This is a genomic window from Sphingomonas sp. BK580, assembly GCF_014194975.1.
In the GTDB taxonomy this organism is placed as follows: domain Bacteria; phylum Pseudomonadota; class Alphaproteobacteria; order Sphingomonadales; family Sphingomonadaceae; genus Sphingomonas.
Map to the genome: position 1 here is coordinate 44207 of NZ_JACIAY010000012.1, position 21651 is coordinate 65857.

Genomic DNA, 21651 nt, shown 5'->3' on the forward strand with positions numbered 1-21651 from the left:
GGACGCGCGACGAGATGGAGGAAGGCGAGTGAGCAAGCTACAGGACCTCAGCAAGGCGGGCACCGCGGTGTGGCTCGACTTCGTCGACCGCAAGTTCCTCGAGCAGGGCGGGCTGCAGAAGCTGGTCGATAACGACGGGCTGACCGGCGTCACCTCCAACCCGACGATCTTCGAGAAGGCGATGGGCGCGGGCGACGCCTATGACGCCGGCTTCTCCGAGTTCGACCGCGCCAACCCCGGCGCCGAGCCGATGGCGCGCTACGAGGCGCAGGCGATCAAGGACATCCAGGCGGCGTGCGACACGCTGCTGCCGGTCTACCAGCGGCTGGACGCGGCCGACGGCTACGTCAGCCTCGAGGTCTCGCCCTATCTCGCGCTCAAGGGCCCCGAGACCGCCGAGGAGGCCGAGCGGCTGTGGCAGGCGGTCGATCGCCCCAACCTGATGATCAAGATCCCCGGCACCGACGACGGCGTCCGCGCGATCCGCGACACGATCGCCAAGGGCATCAACGTCAACGTCACCCTGCTGTTCGGCGTCGAGGCCTATAAGAAGGTCGCCTACGCCTATGTCGAGGGGCTCGAGGAGCGCGTCGGCAAGGGCCTGTCGATCGACAAGATCGCCAGCGTCGCCAGCTTCTTCGTCAGCCGCATCGACAGCAAGATCGACGACAAGATCGACGCCGGCGTCGGCGGTGAGGAGGCGAAGGCGCTCAAGGGCAAGGTCGCCATCGCCAACGCCAAGCTGGCCTATGCCTGGTACGAGGAGTTCGTCGCCTCCGACCGCTGGCAGACGCTCGCCGCCAAGGGCGCGCGCCCGCAGCGGCTGCTCTGGGCCTCGACCGGCACCAAGAACCCGGACTATCCCGACACGCTCTACGTCGACCAGCTGATCGGGCCCGACACGGTCAACACCATGCCGCCCAAGACGATGGACGCCTTCCGCGAGCGCGGCACCGTGGCGCAGACGCTCCAGCAGGACGTCGACGACGCGCGCCACGTGATCGCCGAGCAGGCGCGGCTCGGGCTCGACCTCGACGGCGTGACCAAGGAGCTGGTCGACGAGGGCGTGGCGAGCTTCTCCAAGTCGTTCGACGACCTGCTCGCGGTGATCAAGTCGAAGCAGCCCGCCGCGGCGTGACGCCGCGGTGAGCGGGCAGGGGAGCGGCGGCGACGATCGCGGCCGGCGCTGCTCCCCCGGCAGCGGCGTCCCGAAGACGAGTGCTAAGTCGCCGCTCGCGCCTCGGTGCTTTTCCACGCCATCCTCGCCCATTCCCGTCATCCTTGCGGAGACGGGGATCCAGACACGCTGGCGACGCGACTCCATCCACAGCTCCGCGCGTCTGGATCCCTGCCCGCGCAGGGATGACGAACTCGGGGCTGCGACGCCTTCCCCCCTCAGCCGAATCACCACGATCGCGTTGCCCGCGCTCGTCCGAGCCCTCGGCCCTTGCCGCCAATTGCCGCGCCAGCAGCCCAACACGCGCCCTTCCGGCAGAACTGCGGACTCCGCGCCACACCCGCGCTTGTAAATTACCGTTGCGTCAAGTTCGGAGCGGCGGCGCTCCTGTCCCGCCTTGACACGCGTCGAGCCAGCGGCAAGACATCGTCGAGTGGATGACTTTATACGATGAACGGTGTCGCACGGGGCTTCGCACGGGATGATTGACGACCAGCGTGCGCCAGTGATCCTGGTGGTGGATGACGAGCCGCTGGTGCGGAGCACCGTCTGCGAGCAGCTCCAGAGCACCGGCTACAGCGTTCACACCGCCGCCTCGGGCGACGAGGCCTATGACATGATCAGCGAGGGCGTGCATTTCGACGTGCTGCTCACCGACGTGCGCATGCCGGGCACGATCGACGGCTTCGGGCTGGTGCGTCGCGTGCTCGCGCTGCTGCCGGGCGCGCGCACGATCGTGATGTCGGGCTTCGTCGGCGACGACCATCTCGAGACCCGCGCCGCCGACCGCTTCATCGGCAAGCCCTTCACCATGGCGCGGCTGCAGCGCGAGCTGAGCGACCTGCTCACCTCGGGAGCGTGCTGAGCGCGCACCCCTTCCCTGAGCGTGCGCGCGGCCCCATCTGACGGGGCATCCCTGCTCGGCAGAAGGTTATGGGATCGCTGATGGGCGCCTGCGCACGCACGGGCCCACAGCCGCGAGCATCTCGCTCCGTCACCCTAGGCTCCTGCGTCCGCAGGAGCACGGTTGAGCTTGGTGGGCCCGGCGTCTAGCAGCGCCGGGACCGCAGCGCGCCGCATCGACGCCACGGCGCGCGCGTCCGTCTTCCCGCGTCCACGGAGCCGCCGACCCATGCCCGACTACGATTACGACCTCTTCGTCATCGGCGCCGGTTCGGGCGGGACGCGCGCGGCGCGAGTCGCCGCCGCGCACGGCGCCAGGGTCGCGGTGGCGGAGGAATATCGCGTCGGCGGCACCTGCGTGATCCGCGGCTGCGTCCCCAAGAAGCTGCTCGTCTACGGCGCGCATTTCGCCGAGGACCTGCGCGACGCGCGCCACTTCGGCTGGGACGTGCCGAGCGACTGCGCGTTCGACTGGCAGCGGCTGCGCGACAACGTGCTGCGCGAGGTCGATCGAATCAACGGCGCCTATACCCACACGCTGGAGAACGCGGGCGCCGAGATCATCCACCAGCGCGCCACCGTCTCCGGCCCCAACGAGGTGACGCTCGGCGACGGCACGACCCGCAGCGCGAAGACCATCCTGATCGCGGTCGGCGCGCACCCCGCGGTGCCGTCCTGCCCCGGCCACGAGCACGGCATCACCTCGAACGAGGCGTTCCACCTCGATAACGTGCCCAAGCGCGTGCTGATCGCGGGCGCGGGCTATATCGCCAACGAGTTCGCGGGAATCTTCCACCAGCTCGGCGCGCACGTCATCCTGATGAACCGCACCAAGGAGATCCTGCGCGGCTACGACCTGCAGATCCGCGACCGGCTGCTCCAGATCAGCATGATGAAGGGGCTGGAGTTCCGCTTCGACGCCACCTTCGAGGGCATCGAGAAGATGGACGACGGCTGCCTCAAGGTCAGCATGAGCGGGCACGAGCCGGCGATCGTCGACCTCGTGATGTTCGCCACCGGGCGCCGCCCCAACACCGCCGGGCTGGGGCTGGAGAGCGCCGGGGTCGAGCTCGACGAGCAGGGCGCGGTGAAGGTCGACGACGACAACCGCTCGACCTGCCCCTCGATCTTCGCGGTCGGCGACGTGACCAACCGCATCCAGCTCACCCCGATCGCGATCCGCGAGGGCCAGGCCTTCGCCGACCGGCTGTACGGCGGCAAGGACACGCGCGTCGACTACGACTGCGTGCCCTCGGCGGTGTTCAGCCATCCCCCGATCGCGGGCGTGGGGCTGACCGAGAGCCAGGCGCGCCAGCAGCTCGGCTCGGTGAAGGTCTATTCCTCGGACTTCCGGCCGATGAAGAACGTGCTGGCGGGGCGCGACGAGCGCGCGCTCTACAAGATGGTGTGCGACGGCGAGACCGACCGCGTCGTCGGCATCCACATGATCGGGCCCGACGTGCCCGAGATCATCCAGGCCGCCGCGGTGGCGGTGAAGGCGGGGCTGACCAAGGCGCAGTTCGACGCCACCGTGGCGCTCCACCCGACCATGGCGGAGGAGCTGGTGCTGCTGCGGTGAGGAGCGCCTTCTCTCCTCCCGTCATCCTGAACTCGTCTCAGGATCCACGGCGCGGCTGACTCAGCGGCGGCGGCTCCTTCGGCTCGGTGGATCCTGAGACGAGCTCAGGATGACGCCGCTCCCGCCGCCACCGATGCGCCACGAACAGCGGTAGCCCCGCCAGCCCCACCGCCCAGTGCGCCAGCGCCACCGCGGCGCGCGCGTCCTCGTCGGCGAGGTAGTAGAGCAGGTCGCCGCTGAGCGCGAGCGCGACCGCGGTGCCGAACAGCGCGCCGCCCGACCGGCGCCGCCGCCGCGCGCGCCAGCCCGGGGCGACGTGGAGTCCGTAGAGCAGCCCGAGCAGCGCCACCGTGGCGGTCGCCGCCACGCCGTGCGCGCGCAGCGCCCAGGGCTCGGCCGCGCTCGGCTCGGGGCCGAAGGCACCGGCGCGCTGGCCCCAATGATGCAGCACCAGCCATGCCGCACCGCTCGCCCACAGCAGCGCCAGCACCGCCTGGGCGAGACGTCGTAGCCCGCGCGTCACGCCACGATCTCCTGCCAGGCGCCGCCGGGGCGGTGGAGGAAGGCGCACGCGCGCAGCCGCGCCACCAGCGACCCCGCCGCGGTGCCGCGTGCCAGCACGACCTTGGTGAGCGCGTCCGCCACCGCGCAGCGCGGCGCGGCGACGCTGGCGAAACCGGGTAGCAGCGGCGCGCCGGTGACCGGGTCGCGGTGCTGCGGCGCGCCGCGGTCCGCAGTCGCGGCGACGACGTCGCTGCTGGCGAGCGCACCGTCGGCGATCAGCACCGCGACCGGCGGTGCGGCGTGGCGCGGCGCCAGCGCGACCCACTCGTCCGATCCGTAGCTCCGCAGGTCCCCGCCGACGTTGACCGTGGCCGCCGCCACGCCGGCGCGGCGCAGCGCGGCGATCGCGCGGTCGACTGCGGAGCCCTTGGCGATCCCGCCGAGGTCGAGCCGCAGCGGCCGCGTCACCGCCACCGCGCCGCGCGCCACGCGCAGGTCGCGCCACGACGCCGCGTGCGGCGCCCCCGCCGGCGCGGGCACGACCGGGTCGAACGCGCCGTCGCTCGCGCGCGCCAGCGCCAGCGCGAGCCACAGGCAGCGCGCGGTGAGCGGATGCACCGGCGCGCGCTCGCCCGTGCCGAGCCGCGCCACCGCGGCGAGGTCGCTGTCGTCGCGATAGGCGCTCAGCCGCGCCTCGACCGCGGCGATCGCGGCGAAGGCGGACTCGACCGCCCGCTCCAGCTCGCCCGTCCCCTCGGCGCGCACCGCGACGAGCGTGCCGAGCAGCGGGCGCGCGCGCTCAATGCGGCGCAAAGACGATCCGGTCGGTGGCGAGCAGGCGGCGCACGCCGTCGGCGACGTGGCGCGCCGAGAGCGTGCCGCCGGAGTTGTTGCGGATGTCCTGCCCCAGCGCGAGCGGCGCGCCGTCGCGCTTGCCGGTGAACTGCGCGCGCCACGCCGGGTCGCGCACCTGCCCGCCGTAGCTCTCGCGATAGTCGAGGATCTCGAGCGCGCGCACCGCGCCGGCGGGGTCGAGCGCGAGCGCGAGCGTGATGTTCTCGTGCTTGCCGAGCACCTGGTCGACGATCAGCCGCGCGCCGTCGGGGGCGCGCCAGCTGTGTACCGCGCGGGAATGGACGCTCACCCCCGAGCGCGCGCGAATCGCCGCCGCCTGCGGGTCGGTCAGCTCGCGGTCGTCGCGCACCAGCGCCACGCCGGGGAAGAGTGCGGCCTTGGCCTGCTCGACCGTCATATAGGTGGTCGCCCACGCCGGGCTGGCCAGCACCGGCGCGGCGGCGAGCAGCACGAAGCGGCAGCGCATCCTCGCGGCGCTCAGAAGGGCATGCCGTATTTGAGCGTCACCTCGTCGCGCTCGTGGCTGCGCAGGAAGAGATGGCGACCGATGTCGCGCCCGTCGTCGTCATGGCCGGGGTTGCCCGCGACCTGGTGGAGCCAGCCGAGCGTCGCCCAGCCGTGCTGCCCGGCGAGGTGGAGCGACGGGCCGACCCAGTAGATCGAGTGCTCGTGATGGGTGAAATTGCCGTATTCGTTGTGGTTGCGTCCCTCGACCCCGAGGTAGAGCTTGGGGGCGACGCGCGCGGTGACGCCCAGCTCGTTGTTCCAGTCGAGCTCGCTGTTGGTGTCGTCGCGCCCGGCGAAGCGGATCGACTCGGCCTCGAGCACGAGATTGTACGCGACGATCACGCGATCCTCGGCGAAGTTCTTCTGCACGATCGCGCGAGTCTCCAGCTCGAAAGTGCCCGGCGCGTAGCGCAGCCCGTTGTGGAGATCGCGGAAGTCGTATTCGGGCTCGAGGTAGAGCGCGAAGCCCCAGCCGCCCTTGTTCTTGTACGGGCTGAGTGCGCGGTAGACGAACTCGGCCGAGACGCTCTGCGGCGAGAAACGGTGCCGCGTGAAGCCGGTGTCGGCGCTCGGGTCGTCGTCGTCGGGCGCGCCGGTGGCGTGCATCCGGTTCGAGTTGACGTAGAGCGACGCCTGCAGATCGTCGGTGACGCCGACCTCCAGCTCGCTGCGGAAATCGGTGGCGTCGTAATGGCCGAAGCGGCGCCCGGCGCGCTCGCGCACCACCTGCTCGACCTCGACATGGCCGCTTGGCGTGAGATCGGTGGTGTAGAGCCGCGAGAACATGCCCTCGCCGGCGCGGGCGGGCGCGGCGGCGAGGCACGCGCCGGCGAGCAGCGCGGCGCCGAGCGCGCGCGCGTGAGATGTCATACGGATGATCCCCCGTGTCGGTTCTTGCGATCCGCTCGCATGTACGCGGCGGCGGGGCGCGGTCTCAAGCGACGGGTTACCCGCGGTGGGGAGTGAGCGAGGCGGAGCTACACCGGGGCGGGCGAGCGGCGCGACGTCCGATCAACCTCCCTCCGTGCAAGTCCGGACCGACACGATCGCGGCCGGCCGCTCACCCTGTCCCGAACGGCAGGATCGTCTCGTAGCGCGCCAGCTCGGGCGCGCCCGCGACGGTGGCGCCGCGGCGCAGCAGGAAGGCGTGGCGGACGATCTCGGCCTGCTGCTCCAGCCCGTAGCGCTCGAGCGGCCAGCCGGGGTGGATGGTGTAATGGTAGCGGCAGAACGGATGGCGCGCGAGCGGCAGGCACACGCCGCGCTGGTGCTGCCAGACGTGGCACAGCTCGTGGACGAACAGCCCCTGCAGCCCGAGCGGCGCGGCGGCGAAATCGTCGCGCCACAGCTCGCCCTTGGGGTGGAAGTGGATCGTGCCGCGCGGCGCCATCACCACGTCGCGCGGCTGGAAGAAGGCCCATTGGCGCCGCGCCAGCCGCACCGGCGCATAGTCGATCGAGTCGCCGTAGACCGAGCGCGCGAGATCGATCTCGCCGGGGGTGAGCGGGCGGGTCATGGCCACCATGCCAGCAGCTCCAAGCCGACCGTAGCGGCGCTGAAGCCGGTCAGGCGCAGGCAGTGGCGGTCGGCATACCACAAGGCGGCGAGCCCTCCCATGAAAGCGGCGGCGCACGCGACCGCATGGCCGGGGTCGAGCTGTTCGACCCGTACGAGCCGGTACGCGCCGAACGCGGCGACGCCGCCGATCAGCGTCTCGCCGGCGAAGAAGAGGAGGAACAGCAGGCAGCCGGCAAGGCCCTCCACCTCGTCGGTCGGAGGGCGATAGCCCGGCTCACTCCGGCGCGGCATCACCCGCCGCGATCACGCGCGCATCCGCCCCCACCGCGCTGCCGTCGGCGAAGCGCAAGGTCAGCGGCAGCGTGCTGCCCGGCGCGACGCTGGCGGGCAGGCCGAACAGCATGACGTGCTGCGCCCCCGGCGCGAAGGCGACGCTGCCGCGCGCGGGCACGCGCACGCCCGGCAGCGAGTCCATCGTCGCCATGCCGTTGCCGGTCATGCGGCTGGTGTGGAGCTCGGCGCGCGCCGCGCCGGGCGCCTCGACCTGCACCAAGGTGGCGTCCGCGGCGCCGCCGTGGAGCAGGAAATAGCCCGCCGCCGGCCGCCCCGGCACCGCCGCGAGCCGGACATAGGCGTCCCCGACCGCGGGTGCGCTCGGCTGCGCCGAGCAGGCGGCGAGCGATGCGGCCAGCAACCCAGTCGCGGCGAAGGTCCATCGGCGTGCGGTCACTCTGGTCTCCTCGGCCGTGCGGTGTAGGAGGCGCCGCTCCGCCCGGCAAGCATCGCCCCCGCCATTGCCAGCCGCGCCCCCGCCACCTAGGTCCGCGCGATGGCCGCACCCATCCTCTCCTACGAAGACCTCGGGCTGGTGCAGGGCGCCGGCTGGCTGTTCCGCCACCTCGACCTGTTCATCGGCGAGCGCGACCGGCTCGCGCTGATCGGGCGCAACGGCGCAGGCAAGTCCACCCTGCTCAAGCTGATCGCGGGCGCGATCGACAGCGACGAGGGGCGCCGCACGATCGTGCCCGGCACCAAGGTGGTGATGCTCGAGCAGGACCCGAACCTCGCCGGCTTCGCCACGCTGGCCGACTATGTCCTCTCCGGCGAGCACCCGCCGCAGCCCTATGAGGCCGAGGCGATCGCGGGGCAGCTCGGCATCGATCTCACGCACGAGGCGCAGTCGGCCTCGGGCGGCGAGCGCCGCCGCGCCGCGATCGTGCGCGCGCTCGCGCTCGACCCCGACGTGCTGCTGCTCGACGAGCCGACCAACCACCTCGACGTCGCCGCGATCGAGTGGCTCGAGGACTGGCTCAAGCGCTTCAAGGGCGCCTTCGTCGTCATCAGCCACGACCGCACCTTCCTCACCCGGCTGACGCGCCAGACCTTGTGGCTCGACCGCGGCGAGCTGCGCCGCGCCGAGGTGGGCTTCGGCGGCTTCGAGGCCTGGACCGAGCAGGTCTATGCCGAGGAGGAGCGCAACGCCGCGCGGCTCGACGCCAAGCTCAAGATCGAGGAGCATTGGCTCCAGCGCGGCGTCACTGGGCGGCGGCGGCGCAACCAGGGCCGGCTCGCCAAGCTCAAGGAGATGCGCGCCGAGCGCGCCGCGATGACCGGGCCGCAGGGCGCCGCGGCGCTGTCGATCGCGAGCGACGACGTGAAGACCAAGGTGGTGATCGACGTCGAGCATGTCTCGAAGAGCTACGGCGAGCGCGCGATCATCCGCGACCTGAGCTTGCGCGTCGCGCGCGGCGACCGGATCGGCATCGTCGGGCGCAACGGCGCGGGCAAGACGACGCTGCTCCGGCTGCTCACCGGCGAGATCGAGCCGGATCAGGGCACGATCCGCCGCGCCAAGACGCTGGACGGGATCGTGATCGACCAGCAGCGCAGCCTGATGGCGCCCGAGAAGACCGTGCGCGACGTCGTCGCCGACGGCGGCGAGTGGATCGACGTGCTCGGCACGCGCAAGCACCTCCACGGCTATCTCAAGGAGTTCCTGTTCGATCCCTCGCTCGCCGAGGCCAAGGTGGGGACGCTGTCGGGCGGCGAGCGCTCGCGGCTGCTGCTGGCGCGCGAGTTCGCGCGGCGCTCCAACCTGCTGGTGCTCGACGAGCCGACCAACGACCTCGACCTCGAGACGCTCGACCTGCTCCAGGAGGTGATCGCGGATTACGAGGGCACGGTGCTGATCGTCAGCCACGACCGCGACTTTCTCGACCGCACCGTGACGGTGACGCTCGGGCTCGACGGCTCGGGCCATGTCGACGTGGTCGCGGGCGGCTATGAGGATTGGGAGCGGCAGCGGCGCCCGCGCGTCGAGGCGGCGCGCCGACCCGCGGCGAAGGTGGCGACCGCGGCCGCGCCGCCGCCCCCGGCACGCACCAAGCTCAGCTACAAGGACCAGCGCGACTATGAGTTGCTGCCCAAGCGCATCGAGGAGATCGACGCCACCATCGCGCGCGACGAGGCGGCGATGGCCGACCCCGGCCTCTACGCCCGCGACGCCGCGGCGTTCGACCGGCTGAGCAAGGGCATCGCCGCGCTGCGCGACGAGAAGGAGGCGGCCGAGCTGCGCTGGCTCGAGCTGGCGGAGAAGGTGGAGGGCTGACGGAGGGGGCGATGTCATCCTTCCCTGTAAGGGGAGGTGGCAGGCCGCAGGCCTGTCGGAGGGGTGATCCGGTCGGTTAGGGTCGCGGACTCACGACTGACGACACCCCTCCGTCAGCGCTGACGCGCTGCCACCTCTCCTTCCAGGGGAGGACGAGTTGCACGCCGTCACCGCCTCAGTCGTGCAGGATCGGGCCGAGCGCGTTGATGGTCAGCTGCAGGCTCAGCGCATGTTCCATCTGGGGCCGCGCGCCGCCCAGCCCGAGGCGATATTGGTTGAGATAGCCGACGTCGAGCATCACCTTGCGTCGGACGAAGGGCAGGGTGACTCCCGCCATGTTGCGCATCCGCTCGTAGCCTGAGCGCTGCCCCCAGGCCGTGCTGTTGGGCACGATGAAGCTCTCGTGGCTGGCGTAGAGCGCGTAGCCGCGCGATCCCAGCGGGTGATTGTAGCGCGCCAGCGGGCGGATGCGGAAGCCGATCTCGCTGCCGCCGGGGTTGAAACGCTCGTCGACGCGCAGCCGCCCGATCAGCCGCCCGTGGGTCAGCACCACCTGCTGCCGCAGCCGGTTCTCGTGCACGGTCGGGCCGGACGCGCTGTACAGCCCGACATGGCGGTAGCCGACGCCCAGCTCGATCGTGTCGCTGAGCTTGTAGCCGAGCACGCCGCCGAGCTCGGTCTGGGTCAGCCCCTCGATGCGATCGCCCCAGCGGCCGATCTGCTCGAGCGTGACACGGACCTCGGGTGTCAGCGGCACGACGAGGTTGACCTGCTCCCACAGCTGACGGTCCTCGACCTGCGCGGCGGCGGGCGCGGCCGAGAGGAGCAGGGCAGCGAGCGGCACGGGGAGCGACACCGCCGCGCGACGTGATGGCACCACCGAACCGTTCCTCCCTCTGCGAGCCGCGCGGCGCTACACGCGGCGGCGGGCACTGGCCAGAGCGGAGCGGGCAGCATGCGCCGATGCGGAACAGAGAAAGGGCGAGGCCGTCGCCGGCCCCGCCCCTCTCTCCCCCGCACGGGACGCCACTGGTGCGGTCGGTCGCGCTAGGCTCCCTTGGCGACCGAAGCCGGGATCAGAAGTGCGCCACGATGCCGAGCGTCGGGCGGAAGCTGTTGGTCCAGCCGAAGGTCGAGACCTCGCCGCGCAGACGGATGCCCGAGTTGCCGGTCAGACCGCCGAGGCCGATCTCCTTGGGGCCGACCTCGAAGCCGATGCCGTAGGTGACGTCGTGGAAGTCGCGGTCGGTGTTCACGCGCTTGTCGAAATTGACCCACTGGTAGCCGACCTTGCCGTAGATCAGGCCGCTCTCGCCGGCGCGCAGGCCGAAGCGGCCGGCGGCGCCGTACTGCCAGTCGATGTCGCCCGAGATGCCCTTGGCGACGTTGCCCTCGGCGCCGACGAAGAAGGCGCCGAGCGGCACGTTGGCGCCGACCAGGCCCTCGACCAGCGAGCCGTTGAGCTTGTTCTGGCGCGGCGCGCCCGGGACGCTGTCGCTCTGGAACTCCTCCCAGCCGCCGCGCACCGCGACATAGGGCTCGAAGCCGAACGCCTTCGTGCCGTGGGGCGCCTGCGCGGTCGAGCTGTCGACCGGGGCGCTGGCGGGCGCGCTGGTGTCGGTCGCGGTGGCGTCCTGCGCAAGCGAGGGGGTGGCGACGAACGCGGCGGACGCGGCGACGGCCGCAAGAACGAGCTTACGCATACGAGTTCCTCAAGATCAGTTTCGTTGTCCGGTGTATGACGCCGCAGGCGCTCGGACCGGGGACCCACTGAACCGCGCGCGTCCGGCTTGGTTGCTGCGAAATCGTGCTGCGATGCGACGTGGTACCGGAGTGTGGCCGAAGTGACACGCTTTCTGTCGGGAACATGAACGCGACCGCTCCATTGTGGCGGAGATCGGGCGACGATGCGGCGGGCGCGCCGCGGTCGTGGCGGGCGTGGGGCGGGGGTGTGAGGACGGGCGGCCTGGCGATCGAGGCGGTCGCGATCTGGCGCGGCCGGAGGCAGCTCACCCCAGCCTGCCCCACCCCACCACCGTCATTCCCGCGGAGGCGGGAATCCAGACACGCTGACGTGAGCGATGGAGCCGGGACGTCCGCGCGTCTGGATCCCTGCCTTCGCAGGGATGACGGGAAGGGAGGGTAGAGGAGAGGAAATACCGGAGCGGGCAATGGCGACAGGGACGACGCCGACGGGGACGGGGATGACGGTGACGGGGGCGACGGTGACAGGGACGATGGCGACAGGGCGGGGCTGAGGCGCGAGAACGAAGAGGAAAAGGCGTGAGGAGCACGAGTGCCATCCCTGTCGCGGCGCCAGGCTGATCGGCGCGCCAACGGCATCAGATGGAGGCGGCGTCGGTGCAGCCAGTCGCGGGCGACCTAAGCCGCTCGCCGCCGCTCACTCCGCCTCGTACTTGATCTCCAGGTAGCGCCGCTTGGTCGCGAGCGCGTCGAGGTCGCCCTGCGCGAGTTGCTCGCTGGTCGCCGCGAGCTCGCGCTCGATCACGCCGAGCCCCTCGACCAGCTGCTGGTCCGGGGTGCGGCCGCCGCGCGCGGTGCCGCGCAGCGCCGGAGGGACGCGCGCATAGTCGCGGACGAAGTCGGGGAGCTGCTCGCCGATCAGCCGGCGCATGTCGGCCGCGGCGAGCGAGCCCTCGTCGAGCGCGGCGAGCTGGACGCCGAGCGTGTCGAGCCGCTGCTCGATCCGGTCGACCACCGCCAGCGCGGGCGCGGGCAGCGAGGGGCGCTGCGCGTCGAGCCAGCGCGCGGTCTGCGCCGGCAGTGCCTTGAGCTCGGAGCGCGCCAGCCGCTCGGGGGTCGGCACCGGCGTGGCGGGGGCGAAGGCGATCGCCAGCGTCGCCGCCAGCATCACCATGATCGCCGCCACCGCGCCGAACAGCCCGACGCCGAGCAACGCCGCCACCAGCAGGATCGCGCCGTTCACCGCCGCGATCAGCGCCAGCCGCGCCTTCGCCCCGCCGCGCCCGCGCCGCGGGCGGCGCTGCACGGTCAGCACGCCGCGCCCGCTCACCCGGTCCGCCGCGGCACGCGCGCCGGCGATCGCGGCGTCGGTATCGTGGCTCGGCGGCAGCGTCACAGCGCCTCCAGCTTGAACTGCTCGGCCGGGCTGGCGAGGCTGTTGCGCGCCGCGCCCTCGGCGCGCGCGATATAGCCGCGCGACTTGTCGACCTCGCGCCCGAGCGTCTCCACCGTGCTCTTCATCGTGTCGAGCGACTTGAGCTTGAACGTGTCGATCGCGTCCATCGTGTCGTAGATGTTCTGGAAGGCGCGCTGCAGCGTCTCCAGCGGGATGGTCGAGGCGGCGGCCTGCTCGTGGATCGCGGCGGTGTTCTGGCGCAGCAGCTTGCCGGTCGAGTCGATCAGCCCCGCGGTGGTGGCGTTGAGCTGGGTGACCTGCTCCAGCACGAGTTTCTGGTTGGTCAGCGCCTGCGCCACCGTCACCGCGGTGCGCAGCGCCGCCACGGTGGTGGTGCTGGCGCGGTCGACGCCCTTGATCAGCTCGACGTTGTTCTTCTTGACCAGGTCGAGCGCGAGATAGCCCTGCACCGTCACCGCCATCTGGGTGAGCAGGTCCTGCGTGCGCTGGCGCGCGTAGAACAGCGCGGTCTCGCGGATCGCCTTGGCCTTGGCCGGATCCGTCGCGTCGAGCTCGTTGGCCTTGTCCTCCAGCCGCGCGTCCATCGCGCGCGCGAGGTGGATCATCTGCTCGAGCCGCCCCATCGACGCCCACAGGTTGGCGCGCTCGGTGTCGATCGCGGCATTGTCCATCAGCAGCTCGTCCTTGCCCGAGCCGAGGCTGCGCAGGATCGCGGCGATGTGCGTCTGGCTGCTCTTATAGCCGTCGAAATAGTCGCGCATCTTCGAGCCGAACGGGATCACCCCGAACAGCTTCTGCGGCTTGGAGAGATTGCCGCGGCGGCCGGGATCGAGCTGCTCGACAGTGCGGCGCAGCTCGGCGAGGTCCTTGCCGACGCCGGCCTCCTTGTCCATCGCGCGCACCGGGCGGTCGAGGAAGCGGTTGGACTGGCCCGCGGCGTCGCGGATCTCCTTCTGTCCCATCGCGGTGATCGCGTCGACGCGCTTGCCGAACTCGGGCGAGTTGACGTCCTCGGCGAGCAGCTGGTCGACGAAGGCGTCGACGCGCTTCTCCAGCTCGCTGCGCGTGCCGGGATCGACCGGCACGAGCCCGGCGGCGCGCTCGCTGGAGACCGCGGGGACGGGGTCGGGCGGGGTCAGCGTCAGCGCCGGCTCGGCGTCGGTACCGGGGGAGGTCGCCATGCTCGTCTCCTTCGTGCGTCGCGCTCTTGTCTCGCGGTGGCGCGCGCTGTTCAAGTGTGTTGTGGATGTAATACGGTGCGGCGGGGTTGTCGAGTGAGGTGCGTTGCCACGTCGGCCGTTCCCTACCGCTCCTCCCATACAGCGGGCCGAGATCGCGGACGTTGCCTTCGACGTGATCGATCTGCGGCCGCCGCGCGAGCCGACCTGACCCGTCCCGCCCGCGCGCACCATGCTGCGGCCGCGAAGGCTGGCGTCCGCGCGCGCTTTCGGCTATGCGCGCCGGCGACATCGCCCGCGGCCGCCGCGGGCCACCTCAGGAATCCGTATGAACCTGCGCAACATCGCCATCATCGCGCACGTCGATCATGGCAAGACGACCCTCGTCGACCAGCTCTTCCGCCAGTCGGGCACGTTCCGCGACAACCAGCGCGTCGAGGAGCGCGCGATGGACTCGAACGACCTCGAGAAGGAGCGCGGGATCACCATCCTCGCCAAGCCGACCTCGATCGTGTGGAACGACACGCGCATCAACATCGTCGACACGCCCGGCCACGCCGACTTCGGCGGCGAGGTGGAGCGCATCCTCTCGATGGTCGACGGCGTGATCCTGCTGGTCGACTCGTCCGAGGGCGCGATGCCGCAGACCAAGTTCGTCACCGGCAAGGCGCTGGCGCTCGGCCTGCGCCCGATCGTGGTGGTCAACAAGATCGACCGCGCCGACGAGCGCACGCAGGAAGTGCTCGACGAGGTGTTCGACCTGTTCGTCTCGCTCGAGGCGAACGACGAGCAGCTCGACTTCCCCGTGCTCTTCGCCTCCGGCCGCAACGGCTACGCCTCGACCGACCCGACCGCGCGCGAGGGCACGCTGACCCCGCTGTTCGAGAAGATCGTCGAGCACGTCCCCGCCCCCAAGGTCGACCTCGACGCGCCCTTCACCTTCCTGGTGACGCTGCTCGACCGCGACAACTTCCTCGGTCGCATCCTCACCGGTCGGGTCAACTCGGGCGTGGTCAAGCTCAACCAGCCGATCCACGCGCTCGACAACGACGGCAACGTGGTCGAGGCGGGGCGCGCCTCCAAGCTGATGTCGTTCCACGGGCTGGAGCGCGTGCCGGTGGACGAGGCGCGCGCGGGCGAGATCATCAGCCTCGCGGGCCTCACCGTCGCCACCGTGGCCAACACGATCGCCGACACCTCGGTGAGCGAGCCGCTCCACGCCCAGCCGATCGACCCGCCGACGCTGTCGATGCGCTTCGCGGTGAACGACTCGCCGATGGCGGGGCGCGAGGGCAGCAAGGTGACCAGCCGCATGATCCGCGATCGCCTGATGCGCGAGGCCGAGTCGAACGTCGCGATCAAGGTGACCGAGGCGGCCGACCGCGACAGCTTCGAGGTGGCGGGTCGCGGCGAGCTCCAGCTCGGCGTGCTGATCGAGACGATGCGCCGCGAGGGCTTCGAGCTCGGGATCAGCCGCCCGCGCGTGCTGTTCGGCGAGGACGAGAACGGCAAGAAGACCGAGCCGTACGAGACCGTGATCATCGACGTGGACGAGGAATATTCGGGCACGGTCGTCGAGAAGATGAACCTGCGCAAGGCCGAGCTGACCGACATGCGCCCGTCGGGCGGCGGCAAGACCCGCATCACCTTCTCCGCGCCGAGCCGCGGCATGATCGGCTATCACGGCGAGTTCCTGTCGGACACGCGCGGCACCGGCATCATGAACCGGCTGTTCGAGAAGTACGGCCCGCACAAGGGCGCGATCGAGGGCCGCAAGAACGGCGTGCTGATCTCCAACGGCGCGGGCGAGGCGCAGGGCTATGCGCTCGGCCCGCTCGAGGACCGCGGCATCCTCTTCGTCGGCCACGGCGAGGCGCTGTACGAGGGCATGATCATCGGTGAGAACGCCAAGACGGACGACCTCGAGGTCAATCCGATGAAGGCGAAGCAGCTCACCAACTTCCGCGCCTCGGGCGGCAAGGACGACGCGATCCGCCTGACCCCGCCGAAGAAGATGACGCTGGAGCAGGCGATCGCCTATATCGACGACGACGAGATGGTGGAGGTGACCCCCAAGTCGATCCGCCTGCGCAAGCGCTACCTCGACCCGCACGAGCGCAAGCGCGCCAGCCGCGCCAAGGTCGCGGCGTAAGGAGAAGGGAGCTGGCGTCCTCCCCTCGGTGCTTCAAGTACTGGGACGGGCGACCGGCTCCTTCATCCTCCCGTGTAAGGGGAGGTGTCAGGCCGCAGGCCTGACGGAGGGGTGACCCGGTGCGCGGGCGTCCCTGGACTCGCCACCCGCGACACCCCTCCGACGCGCTATGCGCGCCAGTGCGGGCGAGATGGTGTCCACCGGACACCATCTTGGCGTGCCGGGGCAAGCCAAAGCCGGCACTCCCTTGCAGGGGAGGATCTGCAATGGCCATCTCGGCCCCGTCGTACACCTAGGTTGCCGCCATCTTCCGCGTCGCGCGCAAACCGGCTAACGCGGCAGGATGTCTGCCGATTCCGTCCCGTCCGATCCGTCCACCCACGATGACGTCGATCCCACGGGGCTCGCCGCCGGCAAACAGGCCGAGGGCACGATGGACACCGGCGCCAACGAGCCGATCGAGCGCAGCGGTCTGCATCACTGGCGCGAGAGCACGATCACCGATCCCGACCTGAACGACCGCGGCGGCGTCTTCTTCGCCGCGATCGAGATGACGCGGATGCCGATGATCCTCACCGATCCCAACCTGGACGACAATCCGATCGTCTTCGCCAACAAGGCGTTCCTCGACCTCACCGGCTACGAGGAAGAGGAGATCCTCGGGCGCAACTGCCGCTTCCTCCAGGGCTCGCAGACCGACCGCAACGCGGTGGCGGAGCTGCGTCACGCGGTCGAGAACAAGTCCGCGGTGGCGCTCGAGCTGCTCAACTATCGCCGCGACGGCACGCCGTTCTGGAACGCGGTGTTCGTCGGCCCGGTCTATGACACGGGCGGGACGCTGCGCTATTTCTTCGCCAGCCAGCTCGACGTGACGCGCCGCCGCAACACCGAGCAGTCCTACCGCCAGGCGCAGAAGATGGAGTCGATCGGCCAGCTCACCGCGGGGCTGGCGCACGATTTCAACAACCTGCTCCAGGTGGTCAACGGCAACCTCGAGCTGGTCGCCACCGCCAAGGATCCCGAGCGCGCGCAGCGCTACGTCGCCGCGGCGCAGTCGGCGGCCGAGCGCGGTGCCAAGCTGACGCGCCAGCTGCTCGCCTTCGCGCGCAAGACCCGGCTCGAGCCGCGCCCGCTCGACCTGACCCAGCTCGTCTCCGAGTTCAGCGACCTGATCGAGAGCTCGGTCAACAAGCAGGTCGAGATTCATCTCAGCCTGCGCCGCGGGCTCGCGCCGGTGGTGGTCGACCCCGACCAGCTCGAGATGGCGCTGCTCAACATCGTCAACAACGCGCGCGACGCCATGCCCAAGGGCGGGCTGGTGACGATCGCGACCCGCCCGCTCAAGCTCCAGTCGGTCGAGAATGGCGACGGCACCGGCGGCACCGCGCTGCGCGACGGGGTCGAGCTCGCCGCGGGCGACTATGTCGTGCTCGAGGTGCAGGACGAGGGTCACGGCATGTCGCCCGAGGTGATCGAGCGCGCCACCGAGCCCTTCTTCACCACCAAGGGCGTCGGCAGCGGTACCGGGCTGGGGCTGGCGATGGCGAGCGGCTTCGTGCGCCAGTCCGGCGGGCGGCTCGAGATCGAGAGCCGGCCGGGCGAGGGCACCACCGTCCGCATGCTCTTCCCGAGCGGCCACGCCGAGAAGCGCGAGCCGGCCGCGCCCGAGCCGCACGTCGCCGCCAACGCGATCGTCGATCCCGACACCGCGCGCCACATCCTGGTGGTGGAGGACAGCGACGAGGTGCTCGCGATCGCGCGCGAGATCCTCGAGAGCGCGGGCTATCACGTCTCCACCGCGGCCAACGGCGAGCAGGCGCTGCGACTGTTCGAGGAGATCCACCCGCGGGATCGAGTCGACCTGCTGTTCACCGACCTGGTGATGCCGGGCGGGATGAACGGGCTGGTGCTGGCCGACGCGGTGGTCGAGCGCGACGCGTCGGTCTCGGTGCTGATGACGACCGGCTACAACGAGGAGCTGGTGATCAACGGCCCGCGCGCGCGCGCCACCGACGTGCTCAGCAAGCCCTATCGCCGCGCCGAGCTGCTCGACCGCGTGAGTCAGGCGCTCAACCGCCGCGGCGAGCACGGCGCGCGGCGACGGCGCTCGGACTTCGGTGCCGCGCAGGTCTGACCCGCGCGGCGCCGCAGTCGCGGGCTTGATCGTGATCAATATAGTGGCGCATTTCGACCGTTACGCCGCCCGCCGGCCGCGCCGACCGCGGGCGGGGTTGGTATAAACGGCTTAACGCTGAGCGTTCAGGATGAGGCTTGCTTTGGTTGCTTCACGGAAAGTCCGTGAAATCCTGTAAATTACTCATTTCGACGAGATGCGGGCCGAACGGCCGCGGCGCTATTGGTTTCGTAAACTGTTGCTGGCACGAATCGCCCATGAACGCGGCTTCGTCCCTCCATGCCAAGCGCGAGCGCGAGCGACTCGGGGCGCTCGCGCGACTCCAGACCCTCGACGCGCTGGCGGAGCCGATCTTCGCGCAGGTCACGCGCGTCGCCGCGCTGGTGATGGGCGTGCCGTACAGCGCGGTGACGCTGCTCGACCAGCACCACGCGCGGTTCACGTCGCATTTCGGCCTCCCCTCGTGCGAGCTGCCGCGTGACGACCCGCTCTGTGCGCATACCTTGGCCTCGACCGAGCTGATGGAGGTGCTCGACCTCGCCGGAGACCCGCGCTTCGTCGATCACCCGATGGTGGCGGAGCATCCCGGGCTGCGCTTCTACGCCGGCGCCCCGCTGGTCACGTCGGACGGGCATCATCTCGGCTCGCTCAGCGTGCTCGATTCACGTCGCCGCGCGCGCCTGTCGCTCACCGAGCGCGAGGCGCTGATCGCGCTCGCGCAGATCGCGGTGGAGCTGATCGAGACGCGGCTGGCCCGGTCCGCCGGCGAGATCGCGCGGCAGATGGTCGAGAGCGCGCCGGTGGCGGTGCTGTACGCCGACATCGCGGGGAAGATCATCTACGCCAACGCGCTCGCCGCGGCGATGCTGGGCACGCATCCGCTCGAGCTGATCGGCTGCCCGGCCGAGTCGCTGCTGCCGCACTGGCACGAGGAGGTGGCGACGCTCGCGCAGGACACCGGCGCCAGCACGCATCACGCCAGCGAGGCGCGGCACGCCGCGGGGTGGACGATCCCGGTCGAGCTGACGCTGTCGAGCTGCAAGCTCGGCGAGCAGATCGGCGGTTATGGCATCGTCATGCGCGACGAGAGCGCGCAGCGCGCGCTGGAGCGCGAGAATGCCGAAGCGCACGCCTTCCTGGACACGATCATCGACCATCTGCCCGCGATGCTGTTCGTCAAGGACAGCGCGACGGGCCGCTACCTGCTGACCAACCGTGCCGGCGAGGAGCTGATGGGGCGGCCGCGCGAGGAGATGATCGGGCGCACCGCGCGCGAGCTCTATCCCGCGTGCGGCACCGCCTACGAGGAGCAGGACCGCGCCGCGCTGGCGAGCCCCAGTTCGGAGCAGCGCTTCGAGAATGAGTTCACCCGCCCCGACGGGCGTCGGGTGAGTCTGCGCACCACGCGGATCGTGCTCGACGGCCCCGACCGGCCCGCGCAATATCTGCTCGGCCTGTCGGAGGACGTCACCGAGGTGCGTCGCGCCGAGGCGGAGATCCTGCGGCTGGCGCATTTCGACTCGCTGACCGGGCTGGTCAACCGCCACAGCTACGTCGACCGGCTCAACGAGTTGATGGTCTCGGGCACCGAGCTGGCGCTGCTCGCGATCGATCTCGATCGTTTCAAGGCGGTCAACGACCAGTTCGGCCATGTCACCGGCGACGTCGTGCTCGCCGCGGTGGGCGAGCGGTTGCAGGCGCAATCGAGCCGACCGACCTGGTCGCGCGCGTCGGCGGCGACGAGTTCATCGTGCTGGTAGTCGGCGACTCCCCGGCCGCGCGCGCGCGCGCCGTGGCCGAGGCGGTGATCGCGGCGATGGCGCAGCCGTTCCCCGCGCCGATGGGCACCGCGCATGTCGGCGCCAGCGTCGGCATCGTGCTGGCCCCGACTCATGCCACCTCCACCTCCGAGCTGCGCCACTGCGGCGACGTCGCCTTGTATCAGGCGAAGAGCAGCGGGCGCGGCACGATCTGCTTCTACCACCCGTCGATGGACGCGGCGGCGCGCGACCGTCGCGCGCTCGAGCTCGACCTGCGCGCGGCGATGGAGCGCGGCGAGATCACGCTGCTGTACCAGCCGGTGCTCCGGGTCGACACCGGCGCGATGGCGAGCGCCGAGGCGCTGGCGCGCTGGACTCATCCCACCCGCGGCCCGATCCGCCCCGACCTGTTCATCGCCATCGCCGAGGAGAGCGGGCTGATCGTCCCGCTCGGCCGCATGCTGCTGCGCCAGGCCTGCATCGACGCCGCCACCTGGCCCGAGCATCTGGGCGTGGCGGTCAATCTCTCGCCGGTGCAGTTCCACGCCGGCGACGTCTACGACACGGTGATCGCCGCGCTGGCGGACAGCGGGCTGCCGCCGCACCGGCTCAAGCTGGAGGTGACCGAGAACGTCGTGATGCACGACGTCGAGCGCACCTTCGTCGAGCTGGAGCGGCTGCGCGCTGCCGGCATCAAGATCCTGATGGACGATTTCGGCACCGGCTATTCGTCGCTGAGCTATTTCGAGCGCTTCCCGTTCGACAAGGTGAAGATCGACCAGTCGTTCGTGCGCGGGCTCGACACGTCGCGCGCGGCGGGGGCGATCATCAAGGCGATCGTCGGCCTCGGCGAGGCGCTCGGCATGGCGATCGTCGCCGAGGGCGTGGAGACCTGCGCGCAGCGCGACGCCTTGGTGCTGGCGGGCTGTACCCATCTGCAGGGCTATCTGTTCAGCCGTCCGGTGAGTTCGGCCAGCATCGCCGCGCTGGGCGCCGCCGGCCCCGACGCGCGCGCGCTCGCCGCCTGATCCCGCCACATCCGGTCGCGCCGGGCACGGCCGGTCGTGCGCGCCGCCTATGATGCGCTCAGGACCCGCCGCGCGGCGGGCAGGGGGTGCGAGTGGACGAGTGGGTTCGACCGTGGCGGCTATACGCGGACTTCGACGGGCGCGCCACGCGGCGCGATTATTGGTTCTTCCATCTCGGCGCGGCGGGCGCGGTGGTGGCGACGGCGACGCTGGCGCGACTGCCGGAGGACTCGCTCGCCTGGCTGATCGCGGCAATGCGGCTGGGTGAGAGCAACGCCGCCGCGCTGCTGCTGTTCGGGATCATGCTGATGCCGCTGGTGGCGCTGCCGGCCCTGCTGGTGCCGAGCCTGGCGGTGAGCGCGCGTCGGCTGCGCGACCTCGACCGCTCGCCGCGCTGGCTGCTGCTGCTGGCGCTGCCGTTCGGCGGCGTGGCGCTGCTCGCGCTGCTGGGGCTCGCGCGCGGGGTGGCGGTGGACGGTTCCGGCGCCGGCGCGGTCCGGTTCCGCCGGCGCGGACCATCGCGAGTACGCCGAGCGCGCGCGCCGTTCCGCCTGAGCCAAGACGACGGAGGAGGCGGTGCTACCTGATCCGCGCCACCGATCCGGACGCGGGCGCACCCGCGGGTGC

18 protein-coding genes and 1 pseudogene are annotated in these 21651 nt (G+C 71.1%); 8 read left to right on the forward strand and 11 right to left on the reverse strand.

Annotation, left to right across the window (positions count from 1 at the left end; genetic code table 11):
* Positions 1–28: 28 nt before the first annotated feature.
* The 3 genes from tal (at position 29) to gorA (ending at position 3659) form a co-directional block, all read left to right on the forward strand.
* Positions 29–1138 carry a transaldolase gene (gene tal, locus FHY05_RS18080; RefSeq protein WP_183945838.1) on the forward strand — a complete coding sequence of 370 codons (1110 nt, stop codon included), beginning with the start codon at positions 29–31 and terminating at the stop codon, positions 1136–1138.
* 520 nt (positions 1139–1658) lie between these two features.
* Positions 1659–2042: a response regulator gene (locus FHY05_RS18085; protein ID WP_183945839.1), complete on the forward strand. Its 384-nt coding sequence runs from the start codon at positions 1659–1661 to the stop codon at positions 2040–2042.
* Positions 2043–2309: 267 nt separating this feature from the next.
* Positions 2310–3659, forward strand: a complete 1350-nt coding sequence (gene gorA, locus FHY05_RS18090) for a glutathione-disulfide reductase (RefSeq protein WP_183945840.1) — start codon at positions 2310–2312, stop codon at positions 3657–3659.
* 37 nt (positions 3660–3696) lie between these two features.
* Here gorA and FHY05_RS18095 read toward each other — a convergent pair whose 3' ends face one another.
* The 7 genes from FHY05_RS18095 to FHY05_RS18125 form a co-directional block, all read right to left on the reverse strand.
* Complete coding sequence (locus FHY05_RS18095) at positions 3697–4182, reverse strand: hypothetical protein (RefSeq protein ID WP_183945841.1); 486 nt, start codon at positions 4180–4182, stop codon at positions 3697–3699.
* Positions 4179–4976, reverse strand: coding sequence for an FAD:protein FMN transferase (locus tag FHY05_RS18100; RefSeq protein WP_183945842.1), 798 nt, complete (start codon positions 4974–4976; stop codon positions 4179–4181). The genes FHY05_RS18095 and FHY05_RS18100 overlap by 4 nt, the downstream gene beginning before the upstream one ends.
* Entirely contained in the window at positions 4963–5484 is a 522-nt protein-coding gene (locus FHY05_RS18105; protein WP_183945843.1) for an FMN-binding protein, read from the reverse strand. Before FHY05_RS18105 ends, FHY05_RS18100 begins: the two co-directional genes overlap by 14 nt.
* Before the next feature lie 11 nt (positions 5485–5495).
* Positions 5496–6395, reverse strand: a complete 900-nt coding sequence (locus FHY05_RS18110) for a DUF6662 family protein (protein ID WP_183945844.1) — start codon at positions 6393–6395, stop codon at positions 5496–5498.
* A gap of 190 nt (positions 6396–6585) precedes the next feature.
* The gene (locus FHY05_RS18115) at positions 6586–7050 is read right to left on the reverse strand and encodes a vgr related protein (RefSeq protein ID WP_183945845.1); all 465 of its coding nucleotides are present in this window, start codon (positions 7048–7050) and stop codon (positions 6586–6588) included.
* Positions 7038–7334, reverse strand: a complete 297-nt coding sequence (locus FHY05_RS18120) for a hypothetical protein (protein ID WP_183945846.1) — start codon at positions 7332–7334, stop codon at positions 7038–7040. Before FHY05_RS18120 ends, FHY05_RS18115 begins: the two co-directional genes overlap by 13 nt.
* Positions 7318–7773 (reverse strand): copper chaperone PCu(A)C, encoded by a 456-nt coding sequence (locus tag FHY05_RS18125; RefSeq protein ID WP_311732518.1) that lies wholly within the window; start codon positions 7771–7773, stop codon positions 7318–7320. Before FHY05_RS18125 ends, FHY05_RS18120 begins: the two co-directional genes overlap by 17 nt.
* A gap of 99 nt (positions 7774–7872) precedes the next feature.
* Between FHY05_RS18125 and FHY05_RS18130 the strand changes: the two genes are divergently transcribed.
* Positions 7873–9651 (forward strand): ABC-F family ATP-binding cassette domain-containing protein, encoded by a 1779-nt coding sequence (locus FHY05_RS18130; RefSeq protein WP_183945847.1) that lies wholly within the window; start codon positions 7873–7875, stop codon positions 9649–9651.
* 175 nt (positions 9652–9826) lie between these two features.
* Here the strand turns inward: FHY05_RS18130 and FHY05_RS18135 are convergent, their stop codons facing one another.
* The 4 genes from FHY05_RS18135 to FHY05_RS18150 all read right to left on the reverse strand — a co-directional run bounded on the left by FHY05_RS18135 (position 9827) and on the right by FHY05_RS18150 (position 13953).
* Positions 9827–10528, reverse strand: a complete 702-nt coding sequence (locus FHY05_RS18135; protein WP_311732519.1) for a DUF2490 domain-containing protein — start codon at positions 10526–10528, stop codon at positions 9827–9829.
* A gap of 199 nt (positions 10529–10727) precedes the next feature.
* Positions 10728–11354, reverse strand: a complete 627-nt coding sequence (locus FHY05_RS18140) for an opacity protein (protein WP_183945849.1) — start codon at positions 11352–11354, stop codon at positions 10728–10730.
* Between the two features lie 698 nt (positions 11355–12052).
* Positions 12053–12751 carry a hypothetical protein gene (locus FHY05_RS18145; RefSeq protein WP_183945850.1) on the reverse strand — a complete coding sequence of 233 codons (699 nt, stop codon included), beginning with the start codon at positions 12749–12751 and terminating at the stop codon, positions 12053–12055.
* Positions 12748–13953, reverse strand: coding sequence for a toxic anion resistance protein (locus tag FHY05_RS18150; protein WP_183945851.1), 1206 nt, complete (start codon positions 13951–13953; stop codon positions 12748–12750). The genes FHY05_RS18145 and FHY05_RS18150 overlap by 4 nt, the downstream gene beginning before the upstream one ends.
* Positions 13954–14278: 325 nt before the next feature.
* Between FHY05_RS18150 and typA the strand changes: the two genes are divergently transcribed.
* The 4 genes and pseudogenes from typA to FHY05_RS18170 all read left to right on the forward strand — a co-directional run bounded on the left by typA (position 14279) and on the right by FHY05_RS18170 (position 21611).
* The gene (gene typA, locus FHY05_RS18155) at positions 14279–16102 is read left to right on the forward strand and encodes a translational GTPase TypA (protein ID WP_183945852.1); all 1824 of its coding nucleotides are present in this window, start codon (positions 14279–14281) and stop codon (positions 16100–16102) included.
* 343 nt (positions 16103–16445) lie between these two features.
* Positions 16446–18236 carry a histidine kinase famiy protein gene (locus tag FHY05_RS18160; RefSeq protein ID WP_221191298.1) on the forward strand — a complete coding sequence of 597 codons (1791 nt, stop codon included), beginning with the start codon at positions 16446–16448 and terminating at the stop codon, positions 18234–18236.
* Positions 18237–18432: 196 nt separating this feature from the next.
* A pseudogene (locus FHY05_RS22925) lies at positions 18433–21021 on the forward strand (PAS domain-containing protein); the annotation flags it as partial.
* Positions 21022–21116: 95 nt separating this feature from the next.
* Entirely contained in the window at positions 21117–21611 is a 495-nt protein-coding gene (locus FHY05_RS18170; RefSeq protein WP_183945853.1) for a DUF805 domain-containing protein, read from the forward strand.
* The last annotated feature ends 40 nt before the right edge of the window (positions 21612–21651 follow it).

Coding starts and splice junctions, on each gene's coding strand:
- FHY05_RS18150 (WP_183945851.1), bottom strand. CDS start 13,953: ATGGCGACCTCCCCCGGTACCGACGCCGAGCCGGCGCTGACGCTGACC.
- FHY05_RS18115 (WP_183945845.1), bottom strand. CDS start 7,050: ATGGTGGCCATGACCCGCCCGCTCACCCCCGGCGAGATCGATCTCGCG.
- FHY05_RS18110 (WP_183945844.1), bottom strand. CDS start 6,395: ATGACATCTCACGCGCGCGCGCTCGGCGCCGCGCTGCTCGCCGGCGCG.
- FHY05_RS18160 (WP_221191298.1), top strand. CDS start 16,446: ATGTCTGCCGATTCCGTCCCGTCCGATCCGTCCACCCACGATGACGTC.
- FHY05_RS18130 (WP_183945847.1), top strand. CDS start 7,873: ATGGCCGCACCCATCCTCTCCTACGAAGACCTCGGGCTGGTGCAGGGC.
- FHY05_RS18085 (WP_183945839.1), top strand. CDS start 1,659: ATGATTGACGACCAGCGTGCGCCAGTGATCCTGGTGGTGGATGACGAG.
- FHY05_RS18120 (WP_183945846.1), bottom strand. CDS start 7,334: ATGCCGCGCCGGAGTGAGCCGGGCTATCGCCCTCCGACCGACGAGGTG.
- FHY05_RS18140 (WP_183945849.1), bottom strand. CDS start 11,354: ATGCGTAAGCTCGTTCTTGCGGCCGTCGCCGCGTCCGCCGCGTTCGTC.
- gorA (WP_183945840.1), top strand. CDS start 2,310: ATGCCCGACTACGATTACGACCTCTTCGTCATCGGCGCCGGTTCGGGC.
- FHY05_RS18105 (WP_183945843.1), bottom strand. CDS start 5,484: ATGCGCTGCCGCTTCGTGCTGCTCGCCGCCGCGCCGGTGCTGGCCAGC.
- typA (WP_183945852.1), top strand. CDS start 14,279: ATGAACCTGCGCAACATCGCCATCATCGCGCACGTCGATCATGGCAAG.